This window comes from Micromonospora inositola, from assembly GCF_900090285.1.
Classification (GTDB): Bacteria; Actinomycetota; Actinomycetes; order Mycobacteriales; family Micromonosporaceae; genus Micromonospora; species Micromonospora inositola.
On sequence record NZ_LT607754.1, the window covers coordinates 3,471,345 to 3,490,580 of the forward strand.

Here is a 19,236-nt window from a genome sequence, read left to right on the forward strand (position 1 = left end):
GGTACGCGGTGAACTGGTGGGATGGGTCGCGTGTCGACCACCCCTCGACGTGCTTTCGTCGCGCTCGCCGCACTGACCGCGCTGCTCGTCTCCGGGTGCGCGAAGGAGCCGGGCGGACCGCGTCTCGCCGCGTCGCCGAGCCCCTCCTCGACCGCCCCCGCCCCCACCCCGCCCACCGCTGACCCGGCCACCCGGGCGGCGGCCCTGGTCCGCACGCTCGCCGACGAGGACCTGGTCGGCCAGGTGCTGATGCCGTACGCCTACGGCAGCTCAGCGACCAAGGTGTCGCCCGGGTCGGCCGCCGGCAACCGGGCCCTCGCCGGGGTCGACACCCCCGCGGAGATGGTGGCGAAGTACCGGCTGGGCGGGCTGATCCTGGTCGGCTTCAGCGCCGACGACCCCACCTCCGGCAACCAGGCCACCACCAACGTCGACAACCCCAAGCAGGTCCGGGAGCTGACCAGCGGGCTGCGGGAGGCCGCCGGGAAGCTCCCCGCCGGGCCGGCTCCCTTCCTGATCGGCACCGACCAGGAGTACGGCGTGGTCACCCGGATCACCGACGGGGTGACCCTGCTGCCCAGCCCGATGGCCGCCGGGGCGGCCGGGAGGCCGGCGCTGACCGAGGCGGCCTGGCGGGCCGCCGGCGCCGAACTCGCCGCGATGGGGATCAACCTCGACTTCGCCCCGGTCGCCGACGTGCTGGTCACCCGCAGCACCGTGATCGGCTCGCGCTCCTTCGGCGCCGACCCGGCCAACGCCTCCGGCCAGGTGGGCGGCGCAGTGCGGGGCCTGCAGTCCGAGGGGGTGGCGGCCAGCGTCAAGCACTTCCCCGGGCACGGCCTGACCGCCACCGACTCGCACAAGGACGTGCCGGTGATCGGCCAGTCCCGCGCCGTGCTGGACCGGACGGCGTTCCCGCCGTTCCGCGCCGGCATCGACGCCGGCGCCATGGCGGTCATGTCGGCCCACCTCGACGTCAAGGCGGTCGACCCGGGCACCCCGGCCACCTTCTCCCACAAGCTCCTCACCGACGTGCTGCGCGGCCAGCTCGGCTTCCAGGGCGTGGTGATCACCGACGGGATGAACATGCCGCCGGCCAAGCGCTGGTCGCCCGGCGAGGCGGCGGTGCGCGCCCTCATCGCGGGCAACGACCTCATCCTGATGACCCCGAACGTGAGCCAGGCGTACGACGGGCTGCTCGCCGCGCTCCGCGACGGCTCGCTGCCCCGGGACCGGCTGGTGGAGGCGGCCACCCGGGTGCTCACCATGAAGTTCAAGCTGGCCGACCGGCCGACCCCGGAGCTGTCCGGGCTGAACGGCCCGGAGCACCGCAAGGCGGCGGCCGACCTGGCCGCGGCGGCGGTCACCGTGCTGCGCGGCCGGTGCGGCGGCCCGGTGGCCGGGCCGGTCACCGTCACCTCCTCCAGCGGGCGGGACCGGACCCGTGCCACGCTCACCGACGCGCTCACCGCGGCCGGGGTGAAGGTGGTGCCGAGCGGCGGCACGGTCGTCCACCTCGTCGGGTACGGCGACGGCGCCGACGACCTGCGCGCCGACGCCGCGGTGACGGTGGCCATGGACACCCCGTACGTGCTGGCCGCCGCGAAGTCGCCGACGCTGCTGGCAACGTACTCGTCCAGCCGGGCGTCGATGACCGCGCTGGCCGGGGTGCTCGCCGGCAAGGCCCGACCGGGCGGCCGGTCGCCGGTCCCGGTGACCGGGCTGCCCGCCACCACCTGCGGCACCTGACCGGCGGCCCGCCGCTGTCGCCCGCCGGGCCGGCCTTCGGCCGCGATGGGCCGAGCGGGTCCCGCCCGACTGGTAGCGTTCGGGCCGTCCGCCGCCGCAGGAAACGGGGGGTCGAGCGCCGTGACGCGACCGGAGCCGGCACTCTCCGTGGTGGTGCCGATGTTCAACGAGGAGAGCGTCCTGCCGCTGCTGGCCGAGCGGTTGCGCGGCGTGCTCGACGGCCTCGGCGAGGCGTACGAGGTGGTGGCGGTCGACGACGGCAGCACCGACGGCACCGTCGCCGGGCTGACCGCCCTGCGCGCGGGCTGGCCGGAGCTGCGGGTGCTGCGGCTGCGCCGCAACAGCGGCCACCAGGCGGCCCTGGTCGCCGGGCTGTTCCGCGCCCGCGGCGGGTACGTCGTCAGCATTGACGCCGACCTCCAGGACCCGCCCGAGGTGATCGTCGAGATGCTCCGCCGGGCCCGCGCCGACGAGCTGGACATCGTCTACGGCGTCCGGGCCGACCGGAGCCGGGACAGCGCGTTCAAACGGTGGACCGCGGCCGGCTACTACCGGCTCATGCGGCGGCTGGTCGGCCAGCAGGTGCCCGCCCAGGCCGGCGACTTCCGGCTGCTCAGCCGAGTCGCCGTGGAGGCGCTGCGGGAGCTTCCCGAGCGCAACCCGGTGCTCCGCCTGGTGGTGCCCTGGCTCGGCTTCCCCAGCGGGGAGGTCGGCTACGAGCGGCAGGAACGCGCCGCCGGGCGGACCAAGTACCCGCTGTCCCGGATGGCCGGCCTGGCCGCGGAGAGCGTCACCAGCTTCTCCGCCGCGCCGCTGCGGGTGGCCACCTGGCTGGGGCTGGCCGGGGTGGCTGTCTGCGGGGTGCTGGTGGTGGTGGCGGTGCTCGCCTGGTTCGCCGGCGCCACGGTGAGCGGCTGGCCGTCGCTCTACGTGGCGATCCTCTTCCTCGGCGCGGTGCAGCTGCTCTGCCTCGGCCTGCTCGGCGAGTACGTCGCCCGGATCTACACGGCGGTGCAGGGCCGGCCCGCGTACTTCGTGGCCGGCGACAGCGCCGCCGCCGAACCGGCGGCCCCCGGCCGGGACGTCGTCGAGCTGGCCGACACGCTGCGGTGACCACGCTCGCCACCGGGGACGCCGCCCCGTCGGCCGTGGGGCCGCGCCGCCGTCGGGCCGCCGTCCGGTTCGCCCCGGCCCTCGCCGGCTACGCGGCCGTCGCGGCCGTCCTGCTCACCACCGGCACGCCCGCGCCCGACCTCGGCCGGTGGACGGCGTACGCCCTGCTGGCCGTACTGCTGCCCGGGACCCTGGTGTTCCGGGCCCTGCGCCGCCGGCCGCACACCCTGGTCGAGGACCTGGCCATGGGCGCGGCAGTCGGACTGGTGCTGGAGCTGACCGCCTGGGCGGCGTTCACCGCCGTCGGGGCGCCCGGCTGGCTGCGCCTCTGGCCGCTGGCGGTGCTGGCGCCGTTCGCCGCCGTGCCGGCGCTGCGCCGGCACTGGCGGGTCCGCTACGACACCGTCGCCCCGGCCGGCTGGGCCTTGGCGCTGACCGCGGTGGTCGCCGGCTTCACCCTCTACCTGTACGAGTCGTTCCTGACCGTCAACCCGGTGCTTCCCACCGACGAGGGGCAGGCGCAGTACATCGACCTGGCGTTCCAGCTCTCCCTCGCCGGGGCGGCCACCCACCAGGTGCCGCTCGAGGTGCCGCAGGTGGCCGGGGAGCCGCTGCACTACCACTGGTTCGGCTTCGCCCACCTGGCGGCGACCAGCCTGGTCAGCGGCGTCGACCTGCCGACGGTCTTCTTCCGGCTCGCCGTGCCGGCGCTCTGCGCGCTTGCGGCCGTGCTGGTCGCCGTGGTCGGCTGGCGGATCACCGGCCGGCCGTACGCCGGGGTGGTCGCCGCGGCGCTGCTGTTCACCGTCGGCGAGTTCGGCTTCGAGAACGGGTGGCGGCAGCTCTTCGGCACCCAGGCCACCTTCATCGTCTGGGGCAGCCCGTCGATGACGTACAGCTGGGTGCTGCTGCTGCCGCTGATCGCGGCGCTCGGGGAGATCGTCGGGCGGGCCCGCGGGGTGGCCGTGCCCCCGCTCGGGCGCGGCGCCTGGGTGCTCGCGGCGCTCTTCCTGGCCGCCTCCACCGGGGCGAAGGCCAGCACGGTGCCGGTGGTGCTGGCCGCGCTCGCGTTCACCGCCGTGCTGCTGCTGGCGGTCCGGCGCCGGCTGCCCCGCGCGGTGCTCGTCGCCGCCGGTCTGACCCTCGCGGCGCAGGTCTTCGCCACGGCCGTGCTCTTCGCCTTCGAGAGCCACGGCATCACCGTCGATCCGTTCTCCGGGCTGCGGACGTACCTGCCCGAGGGCCGCTCCGCCGGGGTCACCGTGGTGCTCTGGGCGGCGGTCCTCCTGGCCTTCCTGCTCAGCCTCCAGCTCCGGCTGGCCGGCGTCCCGGCGCTGCTGCGGCTGCGCCGCGGGCGGCTCGAGCCGGTGCAGCTCCTCCTGCTCGGCGGCGCGCTCGCCGGGCCGGCGATCTACCTGCTGGTCGGCCACCCGGGCAGCAGCAACCAGTACTTCACCCGGACCGGCTTCGCCTTCGGCGTCCTTCTCTCCGCCTGGGGCTGGGTCGAGGTGGCCGACCGGGCCGCCCTGTCGGCCCGGGGACGGCTGCTGCTCGGGGTGGGCACCGCCGGGTTCGCCGTGCTGCTCACCGCGGTCCAGCTCGGCTCGGCGACCAGCACGCCCGCGATCCCCGCGTACGCCCCGGTGCTGCCGCTGCTCCGGTGGGCCGTCGCGCTGACGCTGGTGGCGCTGCTGGTGGCCCTGTGCTGGCCGGCGCTGGTCGGGCGCTGGCCCGGGCTGGCCGGTCGGGGCGGGCTGCTGCTGCTCACCGCCGTGCTGGTCGCCGGCGCGCCGGGCCTCGTCATGGACGCGGCCGCCGCCCGGCAGCAACCCAACGGTGGGGCGTACCCGGTGGTGCCGATGCCCGCCTCCCGGGTCGAGGCGGCCCGCTGGGTCCACGCGCACAGCGACCCGGACGACGTGGTCGCCACCAACGTGCACTGCCGGGCCGTGGTGGACGGCTGGTGCGACGCCCGCACCTTCTGGCTGAGCGGCTACGCCGAGCGCGCGGTGCTGGTGGAGGGGTGGGCGTTCGCGCCCCGGATGGTCGGGCTGCCCGAGGGCCCGTACGCCCCGTTCTGGGACGCCGACCGGCTGCGCGCGAACGACGCCGCGTTCACCGCCCCGACCGCCTCCGGGCTGGCCGCGCTGCGCGACCGGTACGGGGTGCGCTGGCTGGTCGCCGACCGCGGGGTCGAACCGGAGTCGCCGACGCTGCGTACCCTGGCCGACCTTCGTTTCGAGAACTCCCGGACGGCCGTCTACCGGCTGCGCTGACCCCCCGCCGCCGGCGGTCGGCTCAGCCCTCGGTCGGGCGGTGGGCCCGGAGCATCAGCGAGACGCCGGGCAGCGACCGCACCGGCAGGTACCGCTCGGCGGTGATGATCGTGCGCAGCCCGAGGTTGACCATCGGGTGCAGGTCGTCCAGGTCACTGCCGGTGGACCGGCGGCGCCGCCAGGCCGCGACCGGGCGCAGCACCACGTTCCAGCTCCACAGCTCGTCGACGACCAGGCCGGCCTTCTCCATGACGGCGCGCAGCGAGGCGCGGTCGTAGCGGCGCACGTGCCCCACCGCCACGTCGTGCGCGGACCAGAGCCGCATGTCGCACGGCACCGCGATCAGCGCGGTCGCGCCGGGGCGCAGGGCGCGGCGGATCTCGGCGGCGGCGAGGTGGTCCTCGTCGAAGTGTTCCAGGATGTCGAAGGCGACCACCAGACCCAGGCTGGCCGACCCGACCGGCAGGTGGCGGGCGTCCGCCCGGATCACGTCGAGGCCGCGTTCCCGGGCCACCCCGGCGCCCTCGGCGCTGTACTCCAGGGCCAGCGGCTGCCAGCCGTGCGCCCGCAGCACCCGGGTGTTGCCGCCGCCGGCCGCGCCGATGTCCAGTGCCCGCTCCGGCCGCGTCCCGGTCGCCGCCAGCCGGTGCAGCGCCCGTCCGAGCAGGGCGCGCCGCTCCCGGTACCACCAGTGGGTGTCCTCGAGCGCGGCGAGCTTGCGGATCTCGGTCGCTTCCACGCGGACACGGTAACAAGGCCCCTCCGGCACGGAGGGGCCCTGTCCAATCCCGTTTGTTACAGCGGGATGTTGCCGTGCGCGCCCCGGGCGGCCGGCGCCGCGGCGAGCGCCTCGGCGATCCGGCGCCGGGTCTCCTCCGGCTTGATCATGTCGTCCACCACGCCGATCTCCAGCGCCCGGTTGACGCCACCGGCGACCCGGGTCTGCTCCTCGATCAGCTGGGCGCGCAGCGCCTCCCGCTCCTCGGCGGGGGCGGCGGCCAGCTTCTTGCGGTGCAGGATGTTGACCGCCGCGCTGGCGCCCATGACCGCGACCTCGGCGTTCGGCCAGGCGAAGACCGCGGTGGCGCCGAGCGACCGGGAGTTCATCGCGATGTACGCGCCGCCGTACGCCTTGCGGGTCACCAGCGTCACCCGCGGCACCACCGCCTCGGCGAACGCGTGCAGCAGCTTCGCGCCGCGCCGGACCACGCCGTCCCACTCCTGGCCCAGGCCGGGCAGGTAACCGGGGACGTCGACCAGCACGATCAGCGGCACCCCGAGCGAGTCGCACATCCGCACGAACCGCGCGGCCTTCTCCGCGCTGGACGCGTCCAGGCAGCCACCCAGCCGCAGCGGGTTGTTGGCGATCACGCCGACCGTGCGGCCGGCGAACCGGCCGAGCGTGGTGACGATGTTCGGCGCCCACTTGGCGTGCAGCTCCACGCCCGGGGCGTCGAGCAGCGCCTTGACCACCGGCTTCACGTCGTACGCCCGGTTGGTCTCGGCCGGCATCTTCGCGGCCAGGTCGTGCCCGTCCGTCGCGCCGGCCGGCACGTCGTCCGGGGACAGCCGCCCCTGGTGACCCAGCAGCGCGGCGAGCTTGCGCGACTCGACCATCGCCGCCTCGTCGTCGGCGCAGGTCACGTGCACGACGCCCGAGCGCCGGCCGTGCGGCTCGGGGCCGCCGAGGCGCTCCATGTCGACCTGCTCGCCGGTGACGCTGCGGACCACCTCGGGGCCGGTGACGAAGATCCGGCCGGCGCCGCTCATCACCACGATGTCGGTCAGCGCCGGGCCGTACGCGGCGCCGCCGGCGGCCGGGCCCAGCACCACCGAGATCTGCGGCACCCGGCCGGAGGCCCGGACCATGGCGGCGAAGACCTGCCCGACGGCGTCGAGCGCGACGACGCCCTCGGCCAGCCGGGCGCCGCCGGAGTGCCAGAGGCCGAGCACCGGCACCCGCTCCCGGACGGCGGTGTCGATGGCGTCGACGACGTGCCGGCACCCGTCGGTGCCCATCGCGCCGCCCATCCTGGTGGCGTCGGTGGCGAACGCGATCGCCGGCGTGCCGTCGATCTCACCCCGAGCCCAGAGCGCCCCGGAGGTGTCCCGCGGCGAGGCCAGGCGCAGCGTGCCGGCGTCGAACAGGGCCCGGAGCCGGACCTCGGGATCTCGGTAGTCCACAGTCGCGCTGTCCGCACTGACGGCGGTGGTGGTCACTTGTGCCTCCAAGGCTGTGGTCTCAGGCCCGCGTGAAGACGAGAGCCACGTTGTGACCGCCGAAGCCGAACGAGTTGTTCAGCGCGGCGGGGATGTCCATGTGGCGCGCCTTGTGGGCGACCACCTCCAGGTCGAGACCGTCGTCCGGGTCGTCCAGGTTGATCGTCGGCGGCACCACTCCGTCACGGATCGCCAGGATGGTGGCGATCGACTCCAGCGCGCCAGCCGCGCCGAGCAGGTGCCCGGTCATCGACTTGGTGGCGGTCAGCACCGGGTGGTCGCCGAGCGCCTGGTGCAGCGCCTTGATCTCGGCCATGTCACCGACCGGGGTCGAGGTGGCGTGCGCGTTGACGTGCACGATGTCCTGGCGGGCGACGCCCGCGTCGGCGATGGCCTTCGCGATGGCCCGGATCGCGCCAGCGCCCTCCGGGTGCGGCTGCACGATGTCGTAGCCGTCGGAGGTGAGGCCGGCGCCGGCCAGCCGGCCGTACACCCGGGCGCCCCGGGCGGCGGCGTGGTCGGCCCGTTCCAGGACGATCACCCCCGCGCCCTCGCCGAGCACGAAACCGTCCCGGCCCTTGTCCCAGGGGCGGGAGGCCCGCTCCGGCTCGTCGTTGCGGGTCGACATGGCCCGCATCGAGGCGAAACCGGCGATCGGCAGCGAATGGATGACCGCCTCGGTGCCGCCGGCCATCACCACGTCGGCGCGACCGGCCCGGATCATGTCGAGCCCGAGCGCGATCGCCTCCGCGCCGGTCGCGCAGGCGCTGGCCACCGAGTGCACGCCCGCCTGGGCGCCCAGCTCCAGCCCCACCCAGGCGGCGGGACCGTTCGGCATCAGCATCGGAATGGTGTGCGGGGAGACCCGGCGCGGACCGGACGCCTCCAGGATGTCGTCCTGAGCGAGCAGGGTCAGGGCGCCGCCGATGCCGGAGCCGACGCTCACGCCCAACCGCTCCGGGTCGAGCCCGGAGTCGGCCAGGCCGGCGTCCGCCCAGGCCTGCTGCGCCGCAATGATCGCGATCGCCTCGGAACGGTCCAACCGGCGCAGCTTGACCCGGTCCAGCAGCCCGGCCGGATCCACCGCCAGCGAAGCGGCGATCCGGACCGGCAACTGCTCGGCCCACTCCTGGGTGAGCGCACTCACCCCGGAGCGGCCGGCGAGCATGGCGTCCCAGGTCGACGCGACGTCCCCGCCCAGCGGGGTGGTCGCGCCGAGCCCGGTGACGACGACGTCGATGCGACTCATATCAGGACTGCGCCTCGATGTAGGTGACGGCGTCCCCGACGGTCTTGAGGTTCTGCACCTCGTTGTCCGGGATCTTGACGCCGAACTTCTCCTCGGCCGCCACCACGACCTCCACCATGGAGAGGGAGTCGACGTCGAGGTCGTCGGTGAAGGACTTACCCTCGGCCACGTCGTCCGGGTTCACCCCGGCAACCTCTTCGAGGATCTCGGCGAGGCCGGCGGTGATCTCGTCACGGGTCATTGCGGTTGGTTCCTCTCATCGGGGGTTCTCGACGGCCGGCGTTGCCGGTCGTCACTCCTCGGCGCGTGCGCGCCCAGGGGGTCTTCAGGGGCAGCGGACGACCTGGCCGGCGTAGGTCAGGCCGCCGCCGAAGCCGAACAGCAGCACCGGGGCGCCCGCGGGCACCTCCCGCCGCTCGACCAGCTTGGACAGGGCCAGCGGCACGCTCGCCGCCGAGGTGTTGCCGGACTCGACGATGTCCTTGGCGATGATCGCGTCCGGGATGTTCAGCCGCTTGACGATGCCGTCGATGATCCGGGCGTTGGCCTGGTGCGGCACGAACGCGGCCAGCTCCGACGGCGCGACCCCGGCCTTCTCGCACGCCTGCAGCGCCAGCGGGGCCAGCGCGGTGGTGGCCCAGCGGAAGACCGCCTGCCCCTCCTGCGCGATGTACGGCCGCCAGCCCTCGATGCGGACCGCGTCGCTCTTCTCCGGCACCGAGCCCCAGACCACCGGGCCCACCCCGGCGGGCTCGCCCTCGGCGGCGGCGGTCACCACGGCCGCGCCGGCGCCGTCGCCGAAGATGATGCAGGTGGAGCGGTCGGTCCAGTCGGTGAAGTCGGAGAGCTTCTCGGCGCCGATTACGATCGCGTTGCGCGCCGCCCCGGCCCGGATCGCGTGGTCGACGGTGCCGAGGGCGTACGCGAAGCCGGAGCAGGCGGTGTTGATGTCGTACGCGGCCGGGGCGGTGATGCCGAGCTTGGCGGCGACCCGGCAGGCCACGTTCGGGCTGCGGTCGACCGAGGTACAGGTGGCCACCACGACGAGGTCGATGTCGGCGGCGGTGAGGCCGGAGTTGGCCAGCGCCTTGCCGGCGGCGGCCGTGGCCATGTCGGCCACCGTCTCGTCGCCGGCGATCCGCCGGGTGACGATGCCGACCCGGTCCCGGATCCACTCGTCGTTGGTGTCCACGAGCTGGGCGAGGTCGTCGTTGGTCACCACCCGGGAAGGCTGGTAGTGGCCCATCGAGACGATCCGACTGCCTGCCATTAGTGCTGTCCTCCGATGCGGGCGAGCGGCTGGCCCGGTGCGACCGGGTCGTCGTGGTGGGCGAGCCACTCGGTGAGCAGCCCGCTGTCGTGCGCGGTCACCTCGACCGGACCCTGCCGGGTGGCGACGTGACCGATGACCTGGCCGACGCGCAGGTCCGCGCCCTCGGCCAGCTCGGCGGCCGGCTCGAAGGTGCCGGCGGCGGGGGAGACCACCACCCGGAACTGGATCACCGGCTCGTGGCCGCCCAGGCCGCTGTGCCGGGCGATCAGGTCCCGTGCGGCGGGCAGGTCGTCGGGGGTGTTCAGGGTGACGATCTCGGGGACGCCGGTGGCCTTCAGCTCCCGCTTGACCAGGCCGGCAAGGGTGCCGGCGGGGGGCAGCTCGATCACCCCGGTGACACCAAGGTCGGCCAGGGTGCGCATGCACAGGTCCCAGCGGACCGGCGCGGTCACCTGCCGGACCAGCCGCTGCACCATCTCCCGGCCGTGGTTGACCGCCGAGCCGTCGAGGTTGGAGAGCAGGATCCGGGCGGGGTCGGTCGGGGTGATCCCGGCGGCGACGCCGGCCAGCGCGGCCTCGGCCGGGGCCATGTACGGGGTGTGGAAGGCGCCGGCCACCTGGAGTCGGATCACCCGGGTCTTCGCCGGCGGCTCGGCGGCCAGCTTGTCCAGCCCGTCGACCGCGCCCGCGGCGACGACCTGGCCGGCGCCGTTGCGGTTGGCCGGGTGCAGCCCGTGTGCCTCGATCGCGGCGAGCACCTCGTCCGGGTCGCCGCCGAGCACGGCGGCCATCCCGGTGGGCTCCAGCGCGCAGGCGGCGGCCATCTCCCGACCGCGTACGCCGGCGAGGGTGATCGCCGCCTCGGCGGGCAGCACCCCGGCGAGGGCGGCGGCGCCCAGCTCACCGACGCTGTGCCCGGCGGTCACCGCCACGTCGTACATCGGCAGGTGCTCGGCGGCGAGCAGCGCGGCCGCGACCAGCAGGGGCTGGGTGCGGGCGGTGTCCTTGATCTCCTCGGCGTCGGCCTTCGTGCCGAGGTGGACCAGGTCGACGCCGGCCAGCGCGGACCACCAGCGCAGCCGCGCCTCGGAGCCGGTCAGGTCGAGCCAAGGGGTCAGGAAGCCGGGTTTCTGGGAACCCTGGCCGGGCGAGAGTACGGCGAGCACGCTTATGACTCTGACTGATACTCGTGGGTCGCGCTGTAACGGGCGACACCAAACCGCACTAGAACCTTTGGAGGATTCCTACAAAAATCGGCGGTGATCATCACCGGCCTGTGACGTTTTCCTCACGCCTGGGGTCATTGTCTGGGTCGGGACGGGTGCGACCCCCGGGACGACCGGGTCCAGCCGACCCACGGTCAGCGCCACCTGGAGGGCGAACGCGTCGCGGGGCGTCAGCGGCGAGAAGCCGGTCACCTCCGCGATCCGCTTCAGCCGGTAGCGGACGGTGTTCGGGTGCACGAAGAGCGCCCGGGCGGCACTCTCCAGCGTGCCCCCGGCGGCGAAGAACGCGTCCAGGGTCTCCAGCAGCTCGCCACCGGCCCGGACCAGCGTGGCGTACACGTCGTGCCGGAGCCGGCGGCGAGCCTCCGCGTCGCCGGCCAGGGCCCGCTCGGGCAGCAGGTCGGCGGCCGGCACCGGGCGCGGCGCGGCCGGCCAGGCCGGCGCCGCGCGGAAGCCGGCCAGCGCGGCCCGCGCCGAGTCCGTCGCCTCGTCCAGGCTGAGTACGGCCGGACCGACCACCACCGGCCCGTCGCCGAACGCCGTGAGCAGCTTCTCCGTCGCAGCCATCGGGTCGGCCGCCCCGCCGAGCACGATGACCAGCCGGTCGCCGTGCACGCCGCCGATCACCTCCACCCCGATCCGCCGGGCCTGCCGGTAGACGGTGTGCAGCACGGCGGCCACCTCGCCCCCCGGGGAGCGGCCCACCGCCACCGCCACCGGCGGCGCGTCCGTCCAGCCCAGCGCCGCCGCCCGGCTGGCCAGCACGTCCGGCGAGTCGCCGCGCAGCAGGGCGTCAACCAGCAGGGCCTGCAACCGGGCGTCCCACGAGCCGCGCGACTCGGCGGCGCGGGCGTAGACCCGGGCGGCGGCGAAGGCGATCTCCCGCGAGAAGCGCAGCACCGCCTCGCGCAGCTGCTCCTCCTCGCCCTTCGCGGCCAGGTGCGACACCTGCTCCTCGACCACGTCGATGGTCACCTTGATCAACGCGACGGTCTGCTGGAGGCTGATCGAGCGGGCCAGGGCCTGGGGGGCGGTGGCGAAGACCTCGTCGGAGACCTCCTGGGTGCTGTCGGCGGTGCCGCCACCTTCCCGCAGCCACTGCACCAGCGACCGGGCGCCCGCCTGGGCGACCAGCATGACCCAGGAGCGCTGGTCCGCCGGGAGTTCCCGGAACCAGGGCAGCGTCTCGTCCATCCGGGCCACGCTGGCGGTGGCCAACGCCCCCGCCGCCCGTTCGATCCGGCGCAGCGTGGCCGACAGGTCGCTACCGCCCGGCTCGCTCACCGCTCCAGCCTGACACGCCCTGAGCAGGGCCTCCACACCGAGGGGTCGGTCGGCGGGGATGCGCTCGACCCCGGGGGCGGCGGCACCCGTCAGAATGATCTCCCGTGACCGACCACGACCTCGCCGCGCTGGCCCGCGACATCGACGCCACCTGCCGGCTCACCGGACGCTTCGTGCTCCGCTCCGGCCGCGTCGCCGACGCCCTGCGCGCCCTGCTCACCCGCGCCAACCTGGACGCCCACCGCCGAGCTTGAGCGGCCGCCGGCGGCCCGGTCCGCCGGACGATCTCCGCCGCAGGCCGATCCGGTACGCGGCGCACAGCCCGTCGGCCCCGGCCAGTACGGTGTCAGGGCACGTCGGGGCGACCTGCCCGACGGGCGACGGCGAGCGTGAGGAGACCGGGATGGGGCACGGGGAGGCCGAGCACGGCTGCGCCCAGGGCGAGCCCTGCCGGCCGGGCCACCACGAACAAGCGGCGTCCGCCAAGCACCCCCGCCGGCTCAGCGGGGCGACGCACCAGGGGGAGCCGACCGCCGGGCGCGGGCCCGACCGTGTCGACGACGACCCGCCCGCCCCGCGCCAGCGCGGGCCCGAGCCGGACGAGCTGGCTCCGCCCGAGCCTGCGGCCGCCCAGGGCTGCCGCAGCGACCTGGCCGGCTGGGCCGGGGCGCACCGGCACGGCCCGGTCCGGCCCCGCAGCCGGACGCTCCGCCGGGAACGGCCGCCCCACCGCTGGTGCTGACCCTGGTCGACTGGTGCTGACCCTGGTCGACGCCGACCGGCTCACCGTGCACGCGGCCCGGACGTTCCCGCTCGCGGAGGCCGCGGAGGCTCAGCGGCTGGTGGAGCCGGGGCACGTCCGGGGCAAGGTGGTGTTGGAGGTCTGAGCGGGGGCCGGAGCCGCCGGCCGGTCGCCGTCGGCGACCCGCTCAACGGGTGCGGCGCCGGATCAGCAGCGCGATGCCGGCAAGGCCGGTCGTGATGACCACCATCACCCCGACGTTGAGCAGCAGCAGCCGCTGGAGTTCGTCCATCGCGTCGTTGATGTCCTGCACCGGGTTCAGCGCCTCCTCCGGGATGACCCGTTCGCCGCCGCCCACGCCGCCACTGACCGTGTCGAACTGCCGCTCCAGCGGCACCCCGACGCTGCGCAGCGTCTCGGACATGTTGAGCCGGCCGAAGAACCAGCCGGCCCGGGTCTTGCTGAGGTCGGGCTGCTTGGCCGGCCGGTAGACCCGGGGGCCGCCCTTGGCCAGCGGGTAGAGGTCGTAGGTGTGCATCGGCACGTCCCCGGCGAGCACCACGACCGTGTACTTCGGACCGAGGTTCTTCGCCTCCGGCCCGCGCTGCTGGCCGGTACGGCCGAGCCAGCTCACCTGGTCGATGACGGCGACGACCTCGGTCGGCCGGGTGTCGGCCCGCAGCCGCAGCGGCTGGTCGAGCCGGTAGCCGCTGATGTCCACTCCGGCGGGTGGCAGCTTGGGCCCCGCCGCCTGGGCCGTGCCGGCGAACGCCAGCGAGCAGGCGATGGCTGTCAGCGCACCCGTCACCGCGGCCAGCAGCCGCCTCACCTTCCGGACCATCGCCGCCTCCTCGCCCCGTTCGATGGGTGGCTTCCGCTGCAGGTCACACGTTGATCGGCCGACGAGGGTGGTCAAGCCCACAGACCGGGTGCCCACCTCAAAGACTCCGCAGAACGTCGCTCGGTTGCAGCTGCTGGAAGAGTAATTGGAACTATCTGCGATCTGTGACCGACTAACGAGCGGCCGTTGATCAGCGGGCGGATCGTACCTTTGCGGAGGGACTCATGGGGGGCAGTGTGGCACGCGTGGCGCGTACCTGGCTGGCGGTTCTGGGCGTGGCGGTCGGTGTGTCGGTGATGCTGCCGGCCACCCCGGCGGCCGCGCACAATTCGCTGACCGGCAGCGACCCGCGGAACGGGGCACGACTGGCGGTTGCGCCGAAGCGGATCGAGCTCCGCTTCCTCGCCACCCCGACCCCCGCTACGACGAAGATCACAGTCACCGGGCCGGAGAACGTGCCGGCGACGGGCGGCGCGCCGACGTTCACCGGCAACCGGGTGAGTGTGCCGTTCAAGCCCGGCGCGGCCGGCCTCTACATTGTCGGTTACCGGGTCGGATCGACCGACGGCCACCCGGTGACCGGCGAGATCCGCTTCACCGTCACCACCGGCCTGCCGGCCGAGCCGCCGTCGGCGACTACCACCGCCAGCAGTGCCGTGTCGGCCAGCGCCCTGCCGACCGGTGCCGCGGCCAGCTCGGCCGCCGTCCCGCCGGCCAGCCCCGCGCTCGCCGCCGACCGCCGCTCCGACGACGGATCGGGCTGGCTCTGGGCGCTCGGCGCCGTCGCGCTGCTCGCGCTGCTCGGCGGGGCGTTCCTGCTCCGCCGCCGCGCCGCGCGCGACTGACCGCCACCCGGTGGGTGCGGGCCGCCCTGCCGTTGCCCGGATCGTCCCTGCCGGTCGGGCGAGGTGTTCGACGGTGGGACCGACACTCCGCCGCGGCCCCTTTGCTCTGCTGCACTGGACGCAACACCGAGCGCCGTCCACTGTTGCGTGGGCTGCAGCAGAGCAAAGGATGGACAGCGGTGTGCTGAGGGCGCGGCCACGCCGTACGACGAAGGGCCCGCCGGACGACCGGCGGGCCCTTCGGATGTCGGGGTCAGACCAGGCGGACCCGGGCGGCGCGCAGCCGGGTCAGGGCGCGCTCGCGGCCGAGCACCTCCAGGGACTCGAAGAGCGGCAGCCCGACGGTGCGGCCGGTGACCGCGACCCGGACCGGCGCCTGGGCCTTGCCCAGCTTCAGGCCGCGCTCCGTGCCGACCGCCTCCAGGGTGGACTTGAGCGACTCCGCGTCCCAGGACTCCAGCGCGTCGAAGGCAGCGATCGCGGCGTCCAGCAGCTCGGCCGCGCCCTCCTTCATCGCCTTCGCCCAGGCCGCCTCGTCGATCAGCGGGTCGGCCAGGAAGAGGAAGTCGACGTTCGGCACGATCTCGCTGAGCACCGCGATCCGGGTCTGGGCCAGCGGCGCCACCGCGGCGAACGCGGCCGGGTCGAACTCCTCCGGCTGCCACGGCGGCGGGGCGATGGTGCCGGTGCCGGTCAGCCACGGCTGGCAGGCTGCGATGAACTCCTCGACCGGCAGTGCGCGGATGTACTCGCCGTTGAAGGCGCGCAGCTTCTTCTCGTCGAAGAACGCGGGGGAGGGGTTCACCTCCTCCAGCCGGAACTCCTCCTCGATCACCGACCAGGGCACGATCTCCCGGTCGCCGGAGGGGGCCCAGCCGAGCAGCATCAGGTAGTTGCGCATCGCGGCGGCGAGGTAGCCCTCGTCCCGGTACGCCTCCAGGGCGACCTTGTCCCGCCGCTTGGAGAGCTTCTGCCGCTTCTCGTTGACCACCACCGGCACGTGCGCCCAGATCGGCGGCTTGACCCCGAGGGCGTCCCAGAGGAGCTGCTGCTTCGGCGTGTTGGGCAGGTGCTCCTCGGCCCGGATCACGTGGGTGATCCCCATCGTCATGTCGTCGACCACGTTGGCGAGGAGGAAGACCGGCGAGCCGTCGCCGCGAGCGATCACGAAGTCCTCGATCAGCTTGTTCTCGAAGGTCGGCTCGCCACGGATCAGGTCGACCACCACGGTCTCGCCCTCGTCCGGCGTACGGAAGCGCAGCGCGCGCCCCTCGCCCGGGCCGAGGCCCCGGTCCCGGCAGAACCCGTCGTAACCCTGGTACTGCGAGCCGGTCCGCGCCTGCACGTCCTCCCGGGTGCAGTCGCAGTAGTACGCCCGGCCGGCGTCGTACAGCCGCTGGGCGGCGGCCCGGTGCTCGCCGGCGTACGACGACTGGAAGTACGGGCCCTCGTAGCTGCCCCGCTCGATGCCGATCCAGTCCAGCGCCGACAGGATGCCCTCGGTCCATTCGGGCTTGTTGCGGGCCGCGTCGGTGTCCTCGATGCGGAGCACGAACACCCCGCCCTGCTGCTTGGCGTAGATCCAGTTCTGCAGCGCCGAGCGGGCGCCGCCGACGTGGAACATACCGGTCGGGGAAGGGGCGAAGCGTACACGTACCGTCACGTCCCCCAGCCTACGGCCGGCCGCGACCGCTTTCCGCCAGGGGGCCGGTCAGGGCACCGAACGGATCTTGAGCACCAGCGCGCTGCCGAGCAGGGTGACCGCCGCGGTGACCGCGTAGAGCGTGGGGTAGCCGCCCAGGTGCACCACGATCGGGGCGGAGATGGCCGGCCCGAGCACCTGCGGCGCCGAGTTCGCGATGTTGATCACGCCGAGGTCCTTTGCCCGGTCGGTGGCCGCCGGCAGCACCTGGGTGATCAGCGCCGCGTCCACCGCAAGGTAGACGCCGTAGCCGGCGCCGAGCAGCAGCGCGGCGGCCACCGCCATCGACCAGACCGGCGCCACGGCGAGCAGCAGCGCCGCCACCGCCATGATCACACCCGAGGTGATCACGAAGACCTTGCGCCGGCCGGACCGGTCGGACAGTCGGCCGGCGACCACGGCGGTGAGCATCATGCCGAGCGTGTAGAGCAGGATCAGCACCAGCAGCGCGCCCTCGGGGTCCGGGTGGCGCACCCCGTCGGTGAGGAAGTACAGCAGGTAGAGGGTGCCCAGCGCGTTGCCGGTCTGGACCAGGAACCGGGTGAACCAGGCCCAGGCGAAGTCGGGGTGCCGGCGTGGGCTGATCCACATCGAGGCGAGCAGCCCGCGCAGCCGCAGCGCCGGCCGGTGCTCCCGGGGCAGCGGGTCGTCGGCGGTGAGCAGCGCGAACGGCAGCGACAGCAGCAGCATCACCAGGGCGATGGCGGCGTACCCGGCGGCGTTGCCGGTGACCAGCGCGGTGACCAGCACCGCCCCGACCACCAGGCCGAGCGCCTGCGGGATGCCGACCCAGCCGGAGACGCCGCCGCGCTGGGCGACCGGCACCCGGTCCGGGATGGCGGCGGTCAGGCTGGCCAGCATCGCGTTGAAGCAGACCTGCGCGGCCACCCAGCCGAGTGCCACCCCGGCGACGGTGTCCTGCCGGGCCAGCAGCACCAGCGCCAGGGCGCCGAGCACCGCGCCGGAGGCGGTCCAGACGTGCCGCCGGCCGAGGCGCCGGCTGGCCACCCGGATCACCGTCCGGTCCGACAGCGCCCCGGCGAGCGGGTTGGCCAGCACCGCGGCGAGCGCGCCCAGCCCGGTGACGACCGCGAGCATCGCCTCCTTGTCGCCCGGCGCGATCCGCTCGATCTGCTGGGGCAGCAGCACCTGGATCGGGGTGAAGAAGGCCATCCAGACGCCCAGGTTGGCCGCGAAGATCAGCGCGATCCAGCTCCGCCGGACCGGCACGGTCGGTTCGGCGAGCGCCGCCGGCAGCGAGGCCGGCGTCGGGTTCATCGTGGTCACGGCTTGATCACCTGGTCGCGGAACCAGCCGTACGACGACTTGGGCGTCCGCCGTTGGGTGGCGTAGTCGACGTGCACCAGGCCGAACCGCTTGGTGAAGCCCTCGGCCCACTCCCAGTTGTCCAACAGCGACCAGACGAAGTACCCGGTCACGTCGACGCCCTCGTCGATCGCGGCCCGCACGGCGCGCAGGTGCCCGTCCAGGTACGCGATCCGCTCGGGGTCGTCGACCCGGCCCTCGGCGTCCGGCACGTCGTCGTACGCGCAGCCGCTCTCGGTGACCTGGATCGGCGGCAGCGCGTCGCCGTACCGGTCGCGCAGCCCGACGAGCAGGTCGCGCAGGCCGTCCGGGGCCACCGGCCAGTCGAAGGCGGTCCGCGGGTACCCCTCCAGCGGGACGATCTCGAACGGCAGCGGCGAGTCCGGTTCGGCAGCCCGGATCCCCGTCGGGTTGTAGTAGTTCACCCCGAGCACGTCGATCGGCGCGGCGATCAGGTCGAGGTCGCCGTCGCGCACCACGCCCGGGTCGAAGTCGGGCCCCTCCGGGTAGCCGAGACCGAGCAGCGGGTCGGTGAAGAGCCGGTTGTGCAGCGCGTCGTACGCCGCCCCGGCCGCCCGGTCGGCGTCGGTGTCGCCGGCCGGCCGCACCGGGGAGTAGTTGTTCGCGATGGCGACCGGGCTGGCGCTGCGCGCCCGGAGCGCCGACACCGCGAGGCCGTGCCCGAGCAGTTGGTGGTGGGCCACCGGGAAGGCGTCGAAGAGCAGCATCCAGCCCGGGGCGTGCACGCCCATGCCGTGCCCGAGGCTCATGTGGATGAACGGCTCGTTGAGGGTGATCCAGAGCTTCACCCGGTCGCCGAGGCGGGCGGCGACCAGGTCGGCGTACTCGGCGAAGCGGGCGGCGGTGTCCCGGTTGAGCCAGCCGCCGGCGTCCTCCAGGGCCTGCGGCAGGTCCCAGTGGAAGAGGGTGGCGACCGGGTCGATGCCCCGGCCGAGCAGTTCGTCCACCAGCCGTTCGTAGAAGTCCAGCCCGGCGGGGCTGGCCGCCCCGACCCCGGTGGGCTGTACCCGGGGCCAGGCGATCGAGAACCGGTACGCGGACACCCCGAGCCCCGCCAGCAGCGCGACGTCCTCGCGGTACCGGTGGTAGTGGTCGCAGGCCACGTCGCCGGTGCTGCCGTCGGCGATCCGCCCGGGGGAGTGGGCGAAGGTGTCCCAGATGGAGGGTCCGCGGCCGTCGGCGTCGACCGCGCCCTCGATCTGGTAGGCGGAGGTGGACACCCCCCAGCGGAACCCGGCGGGGAACTCCGGCATCGGCGCGGTCGTCATTCGCCCTCCCAGAACGCGAAGCGTGTTCGGGACTCTAGGACGCGAGCCGCCGATGCGCTATAGGCCGGGCGGCGCTGGCGGCGCAAGGGTTTTCGGCGTGT

Annotated in this window: 18 protein-coding genes; 7 read left to right on the forward strand and 11 right to left on the reverse strand. The window is 74.5% G+C overall.

The features are described from left to right. The first annotated feature begins 21 nt into the window (after nucleotides 1–21). The 3 genes from GA0070613_RS16680 (at nucleotide 22) to GA0070613_RS16690 (ending at nucleotide 5,138) form a co-directional block, all read left to right on the forward strand. Nucleotides 22–1,749 (forward strand): glycoside hydrolase family 3 protein, encoded by a 1,728-nt coding sequence (locus GA0070613_RS16680; RefSeq protein WP_089013145.1) that lies wholly within the window; start codon nucleotides 22–24, stop codon nucleotides 1,747–1,749. A 120-nt stretch (nucleotides 1,750–1,869) separates the two neighbouring features. After that, nucleotides 1,870–2,862, forward strand: coding sequence for a glycosyltransferase family 2 protein (locus GA0070613_RS16685; protein ID WP_269458995.1), 993 nt, complete (start codon nucleotides 1,870–1,872; stop codon nucleotides 2,860–2,862). Beyond that, a complete protein-coding gene (locus GA0070613_RS16690; RefSeq protein ID WP_089013147.1) occupies nucleotides 2,859–5,138 on the forward strand; it encodes a hypothetical protein in 2,280 nt (759 codons plus the stop codon). Before GA0070613_RS16685 ends, GA0070613_RS16690 begins: the two co-directional genes overlap by 4 nt. Before the next feature lie 22 nt (nucleotides 5,139–5,160). Here GA0070613_RS16690 and GA0070613_RS16695 read toward each other — a convergent pair whose 3' ends face one another. From GA0070613_RS16695 to GA0070613_RS16725, 7 genes are all read right to left on the reverse strand, one after another. Next, complete coding sequence (locus tag GA0070613_RS16695) at nucleotides 5,161–5,877, reverse strand: class I SAM-dependent methyltransferase (protein WP_089013148.1); 717 nt, start codon at nucleotides 5,875–5,877, stop codon at nucleotides 5,161–5,163. Nucleotides 5,878–5,933: 56 nt separating this feature from the next. Continuing rightward, entirely contained in the window at nucleotides 5,934–7,358 is a 1,425-nt protein-coding gene (locus tag GA0070613_RS16700) for an acyl-CoA carboxylase subunit beta (protein ID WP_089013149.1), read from the reverse strand. Nucleotides 7,359–7,380: 22 nt separating this feature from the next. Further along, a complete protein-coding gene (gene fabF, locus GA0070613_RS16705; RefSeq protein ID WP_089013150.1) occupies nucleotides 7,381–8,607 on the reverse strand; it encodes a beta-ketoacyl-ACP synthase II in 1,227 nt (408 codons plus the stop codon). Between the two features lies 1 nt (nucleotide 8,608). After that, nucleotides 8,609–8,848 (reverse strand): acyl carrier protein, encoded by a 240-nt coding sequence (locus tag GA0070613_RS16710; protein WP_089013151.1) that lies wholly within the window; start codon nucleotides 8,846–8,848, stop codon nucleotides 8,609–8,611. Nucleotides 8,849–8,932: 84 nt separating this feature from the next. Then, nucleotides 8,933–9,877 (reverse strand): beta-ketoacyl-ACP synthase III, encoded by a 945-nt coding sequence (locus tag GA0070613_RS16715; RefSeq protein WP_089013152.1) that lies wholly within the window; start codon nucleotides 9,875–9,877, stop codon nucleotides 8,933–8,935. Then, nucleotides 9,877–11,046 carry an acyltransferase domain-containing protein gene (locus GA0070613_RS16720; RefSeq protein ID WP_089013153.1) on the reverse strand — a complete coding sequence of 390 codons (1,170 nt, stop codon included), beginning with the start codon at nucleotides 11,044–11,046 and terminating at the stop codon, nucleotides 9,877–9,879. The genes GA0070613_RS16715 and GA0070613_RS16720 overlap by 1 nt, the downstream gene beginning before the upstream one ends. A gap of 78 nt (nucleotides 11,047–11,124) precedes the next feature. Beyond that, nucleotides 11,125–12,450 carry a PucR family transcriptional regulator gene (locus GA0070613_RS16725; RefSeq protein WP_269459054.1) on the reverse strand — a complete coding sequence of 442 codons (1,326 nt, stop codon included), beginning with the start codon at nucleotides 12,448–12,450 and terminating at the stop codon, nucleotides 11,125–11,127. Nucleotides 12,451–12,494: 44 nt separating this feature from the next. Here GA0070613_RS16725 and GA0070613_RS32980 point away from each other — a divergent pair, with 44 nt between their 5' ends. The 3 genes from GA0070613_RS32980 (at nucleotide 12,495) to GA0070613_RS32985 (ending at nucleotide 13,277) form a co-directional block, all read left to right on the forward strand. After that, a complete protein-coding gene (locus tag GA0070613_RS32980) occupies nucleotides 12,495–12,644 on the forward strand; it encodes a hypothetical protein (RefSeq protein WP_197698910.1) in 150 nt (49 codons plus the stop codon). A 149-nt stretch (nucleotides 12,645–12,793) separates the two neighbouring features. Further along, a complete protein-coding gene (locus GA0070613_RS32090; protein WP_157746366.1) occupies nucleotides 12,794–13,132 on the forward strand; it encodes a hypothetical protein in 339 nt (112 codons plus the stop codon). A 10-nt stretch (nucleotides 13,133–13,142) separates the two neighbouring features. Next, nucleotides 13,143–13,277, forward strand: a complete 135-nt coding sequence (locus tag GA0070613_RS32985; protein WP_408631005.1) for a zinc-binding dehydrogenase — start codon at nucleotides 13,143–13,145, stop codon at nucleotides 13,275–13,277. Between the two features lie 42 nt (nucleotides 13,278–13,319). Here the strand turns inward: GA0070613_RS32985 and GA0070613_RS16735 are convergent, their stop codons facing one another. Beyond that, the gene (locus GA0070613_RS16735) at nucleotides 13,320–13,973 is read right to left on the reverse strand and encodes a hypothetical protein (protein ID WP_089013156.1); all 654 of its coding nucleotides are present in this window, start codon (nucleotides 13,971–13,973) and stop codon (nucleotides 13,320–13,322) included. 224 nt (nucleotides 13,974–14,197) lie between these two features. Here GA0070613_RS16735 and GA0070613_RS16740 point away from each other — a divergent pair, with 224 nt between their 5' ends. Next, the gene (locus GA0070613_RS16740) at nucleotides 14,198–14,818 is read left to right on the forward strand and encodes a copper resistance CopC family protein (protein WP_089013157.1); all 621 of its coding nucleotides are present in this window, start codon (nucleotides 14,198–14,200) and stop codon (nucleotides 14,816–14,818) included. A gap of 253 nt (nucleotides 14,819–15,071) precedes the next feature. On the opposite strand, the gene gltX is transcribed toward GA0070613_RS16740, so the two are convergent. Genes gltX through GA0070613_RS16755 form a run of 3 tightly spaced genes read right to left on the reverse strand, consistent with a single transcriptional unit; the run spans nucleotide 15,072 to nucleotide 19,135 of the window. Then, nucleotides 15,072–16,481 (reverse strand): glutamate--tRNA ligase, encoded by a 1,410-nt coding sequence (gltX, locus tag GA0070613_RS16745; RefSeq protein WP_089013158.1) that lies wholly within the window; start codon nucleotides 16,479–16,481, stop codon nucleotides 15,072–15,074. A 48-nt stretch (nucleotides 16,482–16,529) separates the two neighbouring features. Then, on the reverse strand, nucleotides 16,530–17,807 hold the full coding sequence (locus GA0070613_RS16750) for an MFS transporter (protein WP_089013159.1): 1,278 nt from the start codon (nucleotides 17,805–17,807) through the stop codon (nucleotides 16,530–16,532). Further along, nucleotides 17,804–19,135 (reverse strand): GH1 family beta-glucosidase, encoded by a 1,332-nt coding sequence (locus GA0070613_RS16755; RefSeq protein ID WP_089013160.1) that lies wholly within the window; start codon nucleotides 19,133–19,135, stop codon nucleotides 17,804–17,806. Before GA0070613_RS16755 ends, GA0070613_RS16750 begins: the two co-directional genes overlap by 4 nt. Nucleotides 19,136–19,236 lie beyond the last annotated feature (101 nt).